Origin of the sequence: Mumia quercus (genome assembly GCF_025506335.1) — a bacterium.
GTDB classification, from domain to species: Bacteria; Actinomycetota; Actinomycetes; order Propionibacteriales; family Nocardioidaceae; genus Mumia; species Mumia quercus.
On sequence record NZ_JANZYO010000002.1, the window covers coordinates 529,436 to 539,384 of the forward strand.

General features: G+C 72.4%; 9 protein-coding genes. 6 read left to right on the top strand and 3 right to left on the bottom strand.

All coding sequences use genetic code 11. From position 1 onward, the window contains the following. The first annotated feature begins 125 nt into the window (after positions 1–125). Together NYZ95_RS05910 and NYZ95_RS05915 are read left to right on the top strand one after the other, a co-directional pair. Positions 126–1,043 (top strand): ATP-binding cassette domain-containing protein, encoded by a 918-nt coding sequence (locus NYZ95_RS05910; protein WP_262849700.1) that lies wholly within the window; start codon positions 126–128, stop codon positions 1,041–1,043. Next, positions 1,040–1,909 carry an ABC transporter permease gene (locus tag NYZ95_RS05915; protein ID WP_262849702.1) on the top strand — a complete coding sequence of 290 codons (870 nt, stop codon included), beginning with the start codon at positions 1,040–1,042 and terminating at the stop codon, positions 1,907–1,909. The genes NYZ95_RS05910 and NYZ95_RS05915 overlap by 4 nt, the downstream gene beginning before the upstream one ends. Positions 1,910–1,924: 15 nt before the next feature. On the opposite strand, the gene NYZ95_RS05920 is transcribed toward NYZ95_RS05915, so the two are convergent. Then, entirely contained in the window at positions 1,925–2,584 is a 660-nt protein-coding gene (locus tag NYZ95_RS05920; protein ID WP_262849704.1) for a SanA/YdcF family protein, read from the bottom strand. Positions 2,585–2,673: 89 nt separating this feature from the next. Here NYZ95_RS05920 and NYZ95_RS05925 point away from each other — a divergent pair, with 89 nt between their 5' ends. The 4 genes from NYZ95_RS05925 to NYZ95_RS05940 all read left to right on the top strand — a co-directional run bounded on the left by NYZ95_RS05925 (position 2,674) and on the right by NYZ95_RS05940 (position 7,307). Next, entirely contained in the window at positions 2,674–3,366 is a 693-nt protein-coding gene (locus tag NYZ95_RS05925; protein WP_262849706.1) for a response regulator transcription factor, read from the top strand. Continuing rightward, positions 3,363–4,373: a HAMP domain-containing sensor histidine kinase gene (locus NYZ95_RS05930; RefSeq protein WP_262849708.1), complete on the top strand. Its 1,011-nt coding sequence runs from the start codon at positions 3,363–3,365 to the stop codon at positions 4,371–4,373. Before NYZ95_RS05925 ends, NYZ95_RS05930 begins: the two co-directional genes overlap by 4 nt. After that, entirely contained in the window at positions 4,370–5,884 is a 1,515-nt protein-coding gene (locus tag NYZ95_RS20345) for a DUF4153 domain-containing protein (protein WP_262849710.1), read from the top strand. Before NYZ95_RS05930 ends, NYZ95_RS20345 begins: the two co-directional genes overlap by 4 nt. Positions 5,885–5,972: 88 nt before the next feature. Then, on the top strand, positions 5,973–7,307 hold the full coding sequence (locus NYZ95_RS05940) for a lipase family protein (protein WP_262849712.1): 1,335 nt from the start codon (positions 5,973–5,975) through the stop codon (positions 7,305–7,307). A 75-nt stretch (positions 7,308–7,382) separates the two neighbouring features. On the opposite strand, the gene NYZ95_RS05945 is transcribed toward NYZ95_RS05940, so the two are convergent. After that, positions 7,383–8,969 (bottom strand): Na+/H+ antiporter, encoded by a 1,587-nt coding sequence (locus NYZ95_RS05945; protein WP_262849714.1) that lies wholly within the window; start codon positions 8,967–8,969, stop codon positions 7,383–7,385. Between the two features lie 149 nt (positions 8,970–9,118). Continuing rightward, a complete protein-coding gene (locus NYZ95_RS05950; protein WP_262849716.1) occupies positions 9,119–9,931 on the bottom strand; it encodes a nuclear transport factor 2 family protein in 813 nt (270 codons plus the stop codon). Positions 9,932–9,949 lie beyond the last annotated feature (18 nt).

Consider the following 9,949-nt stretch of genomic DNA (forward strand, 5'->3'; position numbering starts at 1 on the left):
AGGATAGAACGCGCCGAGCCCGGAGGCGTACGACCACGCGAGGCTCCGGCGTACGCAGATCCGCGTACGGCACTGCCGCGTCGGGGCGGACGCGTCACGGCCGTACGGCGACCACCGTGGAGCCCATGAACGATCTGGTGGTGCAGACAGACGGGTTGACCAAGAGGTACGGCGACCGGCTCGCCGTGGACTCGGTCAGCATGACCGTACGACGGGGCGAGGTCTACGGATTCCTCGGCCCGAACGGGGCCGGCAAGACGACGACCCTGCGGATGATGCTCGGACTGATCCGGCCGACGGCCGGCACGGCGAGCGTCTTGGGAACGACGGCTGGACGTCCTGACGTGACCGCCCGCGTGGGCGCGCTCGTCGAGGGGCCGGGCTTCTTCCCGTACCTCTCAGGACGCGACAACCTCCGGGTGATGGCCCGTTACCGAGGCCTCGGTGAGAACGCCGTCGAGGCCGCGCTGGCACGGGTGGACCTCACGGACCGCGCGGGCGACACGTTCAAGGCGTACTCGCTCGGCATGAAGCAGCGGCTCGGCGTGGCGTCGGCGCTCATGGGCGACCCGGAGCTGATCGTCCTCGACGAGCCCACCAACGGGCTCGACCCGGCGGGCATGGCCGACATGCGTGCCCTCGTGTTCTCCCTCGCGCGCGGCGGGCAGACCGTGCTCCTGTCGAGCCACCTGCTCACGGAGGTCCAGGAGATCTGTGACCGGGTGGGCGTCATCAACGGCGGTCGCCTGCTGCGGGAGGCGCGTGTCGACGAGCTGCGCGGCGAGGCGAGCCTGCGCGTCCGGGCGACGCCGGAGGACACGGCGATCGCGGTGGCGATGAGGGTCGCCGGCGAGGACGCCGTACGTCGGACGCCTCTCGGGCTCGAGCTCGCGATGACGGCCGACGGTGCCCCCGCGCTGGTGCGCGACCTGGTCACCGCAGGGGTCGACGTCCACGAGGTGTCCCCCACCGAACGCAGCCTCGAGGAGGTCTTCTTCGAGATGACCAGCGAGGCACCCACGACGAAGGAGAAGGCAGCATGACCACGTTGGTGGAGAACCCGGTCGCCCGGAGCACGCGGGCGGAGATGCTGCGGATGCGGAAGTGGCCGGCGGTGTGGGTGACGGTGGCCGTGTGGGTCGCGCTCGCCCTGGTGTTCGGCTACCTGTTCCCCTACCTGTCGTACCGGACGGGCGACCTCAGCTTCGCCGGCGACGGCGACACCCGGGACCAGCTGCTCGCCGAGATGCTCCCGGCGGCGCTGCCGACCGTGCTGGTGCAGGGTCTGCCGATGTTCGGAGGGGCGCTCGCGCTGGTGCTCGGCGCGATCGTGGCCGGCAACGGGTACGGCTGGGGCACGTGGAAGACCGTCTTCACGCAGGGGCCGTCGCGCACGGCGACCGTGGGCGGCTCGCTCACCGCCCTCACGGTCACGGTCGTCGGCATCCTGGCGCTGACGCTGGTGCTGTTCACCGGTGTCTCGCTCCTCGTCACGGCGACGGAGTCGCAGGCTCTCGCCTGGCCGTCGGCAGGCGCGCTCGCCGAATCGTTCGCCGGTGGCTTCCTGGTGCTCGAGATGTGGGCCCTGATCGGCTACGCCTTGGGTACGGTGGCGCGGGGCCCGGCGCTGGCCGTCGGGCTGGGCCTGGTCTGGGCGCTCGTCGTGGAAAACCTGCTCCGAGGCGTCGGCGCCCTGCTCGGGCCGGTCGAGGCGGTGACGGAGGTGCTGCCGGGCACGGCCGGCGGCTCGCTGGTGGGCGCGCTCGTCGACGTCGCCACGAACCCCAACGAGACCCCGGGCGTCCTCGACGTGCTGTCCGGAGGCCAGGCGCTCGCGACCGTCCTCGCGTACTGCGTCGGCCTCGTGGTTCTCGTGCTCGTCGTCGTCAGGCGGCGCGACGTCACCTGAGCGTCGCGCGAGGCGTCACTGCTGCGCCCAGGACGTGCGGCCGTCCCCGGTGATCGGGATCGGCGGGCCGAGCACCACGTCCGGGCGCAGCGTCGCCTCGCCCAGGCCGCGTACGCGTGCCGCGACCTCGCGCGCATCCACCCGCAGCCGGTTCGCGTGACCCACGGCGAGACCGTGCACGTCCATCCCCGCCGCACGCCCGAGGTCGACCGAGCGCGCCACGTGGAAGTCCTGCGTGACCACGACGGCCTCGTCGACGCGGAAGACCTCGCGCGCGCGGCGCATCGTGTGCCATGTGCTGCGCCCCGCGTAGTCGGTGAAGACGTCCTCGGGTGCGACCCCCGCGGCCAGCGCGGCGTCGCGCATCGCGTCCGGCTCGTTGTACGCGTGGGTGCGGTTGTCGCCGGAGACGAGGATCTTGTCGACCTTCCCGGAGCGGTAGAGGTCCACCGCCGCGTCGACACGCTGCTGCACCACGGCACCGAGCCGCCCGTCCGCCATGACCCACGACCCCGGGACGATCGCGACCTGCGCGTGCGGCAGCTCCTCCGGATCGGCAGTGGTCCACCCGTCGGAGCGTTTGAGGACGACGGCGTTGGCGGCCGCGACCGCCAAGGTGCCCGACAGCGCGACGGTGCCGGCAACGATGACGAGGCGACGACGCAGGCGGCTCATGCCGAGAGCGTAGGCAGCCCTGTCAACCTGCACAGGATCTTCACACCTTCTCGGCGCCATCTGCGCAGCCGCGCTCCTACGCTCATGAGATGGACAACGCGGCAGCACGCATCCTGGTGGTCGAGGACGAGCGTGTCATCAATCAGTCCGTCGTGGACAGGCTCGTCGCCGAAGGGTTCGACGTCCGGTCGGAGTACGACGGCCCCAGCGCCGTCGCCACCGCTGCCGCGTGGCCGCCCGACGTGGTCGTGCTCGACGTGATGCTGCCGGGCTTCGACGGTCACGAGGTGTGCCGCCGAGTGCAGGCCGAGCGTCCCGTCCCCGTCCTCATGCTGACCGCCCGCGACGACGAGACCGACGTGCTCGTCGGGCTCGGCGTCGGAGCCGACGACTACCTCACCAAGCCGTTCAGCATGCGCGAGCTGGTCGCCCGCGTACGCGCCCTGCTGCGGCGGGTCGAACGGGCTGCCGTCCTCACGAGCGCCGCCCCGGACGCGCTCCAGGTCGGTCCGCTGCGGATCGACCGCGCTCGCCGCCAGGTCCGCCGCGACGGCGAGCTCGTCCACCTGACACCGACCGAGTTCGACCTGCTCGTTTGCCTCGCCGCCGCACCCGGCACCGTCCTCAGCCGCGAACGGCTGCTCACCGACGTGTGGGACTGGCCCGACGCCGCGGGCACCCGTACGGTCGACAGCCACGTCCGCTCGCTGCGCGGCAAGCTCGGCGCGGACGTCGTCCGTACGGTCCACGGGGTCGGGTACGCCCTGGAGGTCGCGCCGTGAGGCCGCTGGACCGGTTGCGCTCGATCAAGACCAAGCTCGGCGTCCTCGTCGCCGTGACCGTCGCGGTCGCCGCCGTCCTGCCGCTGGCGGGCTCGCGGCTCGGTCTCAACCCTGTCGTCACCGTGCCGGTCACGGTGGCGGTCGCCCTGCTCCTCACCCAGCTGCTCGCCCGCGGCATGACCTCGCCGCTGCGAGAGATGACGGCCGCGGCCCGGACGATGGCGACCGGCGACTACTCGCGCCGGGTGACCGCCTCCTCGCGCGACGAGGTCGGCGAGCTCGCGCGTGCCTTCAACACGATGGCGGCCGACCTCCAGGCCGTCGACCGCCAGCGCCGCGAGCTGGTCGCGAACGTCTCCCACGAGCTCCGGACGCCGGTCACCGCGCTGCGGGCGCTGCTGGAGAACCTTGCCGACGGTGTCGTCGACCCCGACCCCGCGCAGCTGCGGACCGCGCTCGCGCAGACCGAGCGCCTCAGCCACCTCGTCTCCGACCTGCTCGACCTCTCGCGCGTCGACTCCGGGCTCAGCGCCCTGGACGCGCGTCCGATGGAGGTCCTCCCGTTCCTCGAGGACGCGGTACGCGAGGCGGCGCTCGCCGGGCGACCGGTGCGGTTCGAGGTCGCCGTCGAGCCGCCCGACCTGCTCGTACGGGCCGACCGTGCCCGCCTGCACCAGCTCGTCGCCAACCTGCTCGACAATGCGGCGCGCCACAGTCCGGAGCGCGGCACCGTGCACGTCCGGGCGCACACCGACGACCGCGGGACCGTGCTGGAGGTCGCCGACGACGGACCCGGCATCGCCCCCGCGGAGCGTGCGGCCGTCTTCGAGCGGTTCACCACCGGCTCCGGCGTCGCGCCGCACGACGGCGGCACCGGTCTCGGGCTCGCGATCGCCCGTTGGGTCACCGACCTCCACGGCGGCTCGATCGAGGTCGCCGACACTGCGACCGGTTGCCGCATCCGTGCCTGTCTTCCCCGTCACCTTCAGGAAGGAACCCCCGCGTGAGCTCGTCTGCGTACCCGCGTTTTCCGAGGCCGTCGACCCCCTCGACCGAGCCGATGCTCGACGTCCTCTTCGGGAACCTGTGGCCCGACCGGGACGTGCGCGCGCGCCCTCGCCTGGTCGCGGCCGCCGGGGCCGTCGGTGTGCTCGCCGCCGTCGTCCTGCCGTTCCGGACGATCGGGATCGGCACGTTCCTCGTGCTCGCCTGCGTGTGCGTCGTCGTCGCGGTCGCCGACGACCGGATCCGCCGTCCGTACCACCTCGCGTCGGCCACGCTGAGCCTCCTCCTGCTGACGCCTCTGTTCCTCCGCGCCGCGGAGTGGGTGGGCGTGCTCTGCCTGCTCGCCGCGTTCGCCGTCGGTGCCACGGCGCTGGCGGGCGGACGCTCCGTGCCGGGGATCGCCGCGTCGATGGCCGCGGTCCCGCTGGCGGCGTTGCGCGGTCTCCCCTGGTTGGGCCGTTCGCTCGCCGAGGCGCCCCGCTCGCGCACGTGGGCGCCGATCGTCCGGACGGTCGTGCTGTCCGTCCTCGCGGTCGTCGTCTTCGGCGCCCTCTTCGCCTCCGCCGACGCGGTCTTCGCCCGCTGGATGGACGCGCTCGTCCCCGACCTCACGCTCGACGGCGCGCCGCTACGGGTCTTCGTGGTGCTCGCGATCGGGGGCCTGACGTTGGCGGGCGTCTACGTCGCGCTCAACCCGCCGCGGGTCGCCCGCCTGGCCGTGCTGCCGGACGCGCCCGTGACGCGGCGCTTCGAATGGCTGGTCCCGGTGACGCTGGTCGTCGCCGTCTTCGCGCTCTTCGTCGTCGCGCAGCTCACGGTGATGTTCGGCGGACACGACTACGTCCGGCGTACGACCGGGCTCACGTACGCCGAGTACGTCCACCAGGGCTTCGCGCAGCTCACGCTCGCGACCGTCCTCACGCTCGCCGTCGTCGCCGTGGCCGCGCGCAAGGCTCCTCGCGCCACGGCCAGGGACCGCCTGCTGCTGCGGCTGGTGCTGGGCGTGCTGTGCGTGCTGGCGCTGGTGGTCGTGGCCTCGGCGCTGCACCGGATGGACATCTACGAGGAAGCGTACGGGTACACCACTCTGCGGCTGCTGGTCTCGTTCTTCGAGGGCTGGCTCGGCGTCGTGGTCCTGCTCGTGCTCGTCGCGGGGATCAGGCTGTCGGGCGCATGGGTGCCGCGGGCCGCACTGCTGACCGGCGCGACCACGCTGCTGGCGCTGGCGATGCTCAACCCCGACGCGTACGTCGCGGAGCGCAACATCGAACGGTACCGGGCCACCGGCAAGATCGACTGGTACTACCTCAACAGTCTGTCCGCCGATGCGACGCCGGTCCTCGCGGCGCTCCCGCCGGCGCTGCAGCCGTGCGTGGTGGTCGGCCGTACCACCACCGGCGACTGGCTCGAGTGGAACCTGGGGCGTGCCCGCGCCCACGAGGCGGCACCCCACGGTCTCCCCGGTGGGCGCGCCTGCCTCACCTTCGCCGCCTCGCCGGTCCCCGCGCGGTGACACCGGTTGCGGGGGCGACGCGCGGCCACTACATTCCCCGTCAACGTCGTTGCAAACAGGTGTGACGGCACTCCGAAGCGAGCCACTCATGAAGCAGCTGCGCAGTTCTCTCGTGGTCGCGGCCTTGTCCGCACTTGCCCTCGTGGGTCTCCAGGCCCCGGCGTCGGCGGCCGACGACGCCCCGGTGGTGTCCCGGGGCATCACCATCCCGACGTTCTACAACCCACCGTCGACCCTGCCGTCGGCCAACGGCACCGTCATCCGCAGCGAGCCGCTGCAGCTCGGGCTGCGCCTCCCGGGGCTCACCGGCCCGCTCCCGGGGACAGCGACCCGCCTGATGTACAAGTCGACCGACTCCAGCGGCCAGCCGGTCGCGGTGACGGGGGCGTACATCGAGCCCGCGGCCCGCTGGACCGGAGGCGGTCCCCGCCCGCTCGTCGTCCTCGCCCCGGGGACCATGGGCCAGGGTGACCAGTGCGCGGCGTCGCTGGCGCTCGAGAACCCGGCCTCGCTCAACCTCACCGAGGGCACGGTGTCGGTCGGCTACGAGAACCTCGCGACGTACCGTCTCCTCGCCAAGGGCATCGCGGTGGCGGTCACCGACTACGTGGGTCTCGGCGCGACCGACCGGCTCCACACCTACGTGAACCGAGTCGACGAGGGCCACGCCGTCCTCGACGCCGTCCGCGCGGCCCGCTCCCTCAGCGGCACCTCGCTCACCGCCTCCTCCCCCGTCGGCCTGTACGGCTACAGCCAGGGCGGAGGCGCGACGGCGTCGGCGGCCGAGCTCCAGCCCGCGTACGCACCCGACGTCATCCTCGCCGGCGTGTACGCGGGCGCACCGCCGGCCGACCTCGTGAAGGTCCTGCCCGGCATCGACGGCAGCGCGCTCGCCGCGGCGGCGGGGTGGACCGTGAACGGGCTCGTCCAGTCGGTGCCGGCTCTGCAGCCGATCGTCGACCGCTACATCAACGACAAGGGGCGCGCCGCGCTCGCCGACGTGGCGACGCGGTGCGTCGGTGACGGGATCTTCGCCTACGGCTTCACCAAGACCAAGAGCTGGACCAAGGACGGCATCTCGCTCGGTGACGTCATCGCACGCGAGCCCGCGGTGACGGCCGCAGTCGACGCGCAGCGGATCGGTCGGATCAAGCCGAACGCCCCGGTGCGGATCGCGACCGGCGTGGCCGACGACACCGTCCCGCACCGGCAGGCCCGGCAGCTGGCGGTCGACTGGTGCGCCAAGCGGGCCACCGTGACGTACGAGCCGATCTATCTGCCGAACCTCGGGAACGGGCTCGTCCTGCCCAACCACTTCCTCCCGATGATCGAGGACCAGGGCCAGGCGATCGGCTGGCTCACCGACCGCCTCCAGGGCAAGCGGGCAACCTCGGACTGCTGGCGGCTCCCGGTCATGCCGTGACCTGCCCGCGCCGATGAGCGTGCCCCGTGCGTCAGACCGTCGCGCCCGACGCACGGGGCACGCGCTGCACCGCTCTCACCGGTCCAGGCGGGTCTCCTCCAGGTCGAGGTCGCGCAGGATCCGGTTCATCGCCTCGTTCGAGAGCTCGCCCTCGTGCCGCAGCCGCAAGAGCGCGGCGCGCTGCGCGGCGAGCACGCGCCGCACCATCTGCTGGTACGCGGCGCTGCGCTCCTCGTACCCCTCGTCCTCGATCGCACCGGCACGTGCGGCAAAGCGGGCCTCGCGGTAGGCGTACATCGCCCGCATCCGCTCGACGGAGTCGTCGCGGGTCCAGCGCTCCTCGGCCAGCCGGTCGATCTCGGCGAGCGCCGCCTGTGCGGCCGACAGCCGGCCGCGCACCTCCTCCTCGGAGTCCGCTCCCCCGTCGCTCACGCCCAGGACGCGGATCAGCGGTGACAGCGTGAGGCCCTGCACCACGAGCGTCATGAAGATGACCGTGAAGGTGAGGAAGATCAGCAGGTCGCGATGAGGGAACGCGTCACCCTGCTCGACGGCGAGCGGCAGGGACAGCGCGACGGCGAGCGAGACGGCGCCGCGCATCCCGCTCCACGCCATCACCAGCCGCCAGCGCGCGTCGACGCGACGGGCCCGCTGCGACGGTCGGCGGTCGATCGCGCGGATCAGGTACGGGACCGTGAAGAACCAGACGAGGCGTACCAGCACCACCGCGCCGGCCACGGCGATCCCGTAGCCGACCAGAGCGCCGACGGAGTAGCCCGAGAGCTCGTCGACGACGGTGCGCAGCTGCAGCCCGATCAGCACGAACAGGAGGGCGTTGATGAGGAAGTCGAGCAGGTCCCACACGAAGTAGCCCTGGAGCCGAGTCTGCGACTCGGGCAGGATCTGCGGAGCGCGGATCCCCATGTAGAGCCCCGCGGTGACGACAGCGAGCACCCCGGAGGCTTCGACGGCGTCCGCCGGGACGAACGCCGCGTACCCGGTGAGCAGGGAGATCGTCACGCTCAGCTGAGGATCGGTGACGTAGCGCCGGATCAGCGCCGCGACGAAGCCGACCGCGAGCCCGATCGTGACTCCCCCGACCGCGCCCAGCACGAACTCCCCACCCGCGTCGACGAGCGAGAAGCTCCCGGCGACGACCGCCGCGACGGCGACCCGGTAGGCGACGAGCGCCGTCGCGTCGTTGAACAGCCCTTCCCCCTCGATGGCGCTGAGCAGACGTCGCGGGACGTCGAGCCTGCGCATCACGGTCGCCGCGGCCACCGCGTCGGTCGGCGACACGATCGCCCCGAGGACGAACGCGGCCGACCACGGGAGGTCCGGGATCAGCGCGTGCGCGACCCACGCGACCACGCACATGGTGACGAGGACGAGCGCGACCGTGCTGAACAGCAGTCCGCGCACGTTGGCCCGGAAGTCACCGATGTTGGCGTAGATGGCCGCCTTGTAGAGCAGCGGCGGCAGGAAGAGGACGAGCACCATGTCGGGGTCGAGCACGATCTCTGGCAGCCCCGGCACGAAGCCGAGGAGGGCGCCGCCGACGACGAGCACGATCGGGTACGGCACCGCGATGCGCTGCGCGAGCGCACCCAGACCGGCGACCGCCACCAGCAAGCCGATGAGAACGACCTCGGTCTCCCCCATCGCCCCAGCGTGGCAGAACGGTCAGCCGTGCGCCGTCACGTACCGGGAGAGGTTCTCCAGGGAGGACGCGAGACCGGCCCCCGGGAGCCACTGCACCAGCGCCTCGGGATCACGACCGAGGCAGCGTCTGTCCGTGACATCTCGTCAGTCTAGGGAGCGCGGTCGTCACCGCCCTGCGGGAACGAGAGGTGCTGGTGGACGAGCACCCAGGCGCCGCCCCGTCGCCGGAACACCCGGGTCCCCCGCGAGGTCACTGCCGTGTCGCCCTCAGGCTGAGGGATCGTCACGCGGTCGAGCCCCCACACCACGGCGAGGTCGTCGCGGACCACGATCTGCGGGTCGACAACGGTGAAGTCGACCTTGCCCTCCGTCGCGTCGAGTCCCCGTCGGCAGCTCTCGCGCACGGCCTCGAGGTCGGGCAGCACGAGCGGCCCCTCGTGCTCGTACGACACCACGTCCGGCGCGACGTCGGCCATCAGGCCGTCGAGGTCCTTCGCGGCCGTGTCGTCGTGCCACCGCCGCAGGATGGCGGCGACCGCCTCCTCGCCCTCGCGGTTGCGCCAGGCGCTGTCGTCGGTGAACGAGTGGTGCTCGTGCGCGAGGAGCCACCGCCCGTCGACGCGGCGAAGGCCGAGGGTGAGGCGCAACCGTTGGTCCGGGTGCTCGCCGTCGGCCGTCGTCGACCGGCACACCAGCAGGGCGTGGGCGAACGCGACGTCCTCGCCTGCCGTCACCTCCAACGACTCCAGGACGAACTGGCCGTCCGCGCGCTGCCAGGCGAGGAACTCGGGCCACGAGTCGCGGTACGCCGCAAGGCCGCGGTTGCCCTCGTACGGCGGGGGGACGTCGTACATCATGACGTCGTCGGTGTGGTCGGCGACCACCGCGTCGAGGTCGGTCCCCCGGTCGACGGCGTCGATCCAGCGGGTGATGAGGAAGCGGATGTCGGATTCGTGGTCCATCGTGGGGCCTTCTCTCTG

Bases quoted from the DNA above. Each gene is read 5' to 3' on its own strand.
- NYZ95_RS05910 (WP_262849700.1), top strand. From the start codon at position 126: ATGAACGATCTGGTGGTGCAGACAGACGGGTTGACCAAGAGGTACGGC.
- NYZ95_RS05915 (WP_262849702.1), top strand. From the start codon at position 1,040: ATGACCACGTTGGTGGAGAACCCGGTCGCCCGGAGCACGCGGGCGGAG.
- NYZ95_RS05920 (WP_262849704.1), bottom strand. From the start codon at position 2,584: ATGAGCCGCCTGCGTCGTCGCCTCGTCATCGTTGCCGGCACCGTCGCG.
- NYZ95_RS05925 (WP_262849706.1), top strand. From the start codon at position 2,674: ATGGACAACGCGGCAGCACGCATCCTGGTGGTCGAGGACGAGCGTGTC.
- NYZ95_RS05940 (WP_262849712.1), top strand. From the start codon at position 5,973: ATGAAGCAGCTGCGCAGTTCTCTCGTGGTCGCGGCCTTGTCCGCACTT.
- NYZ95_RS05945 (WP_262849714.1), bottom strand. From the start codon at position 8,969: ATGGGGGAGACCGAGGTCGTTCTCATCGGCTTGCTGGTGGCGGTCGCC.
- NYZ95_RS05950 (WP_262849716.1), bottom strand. From the start codon at position 9,931: ATGGACCACGAATCCGACATCCGCTTCCTCATCACCCGCTGGATCGAC.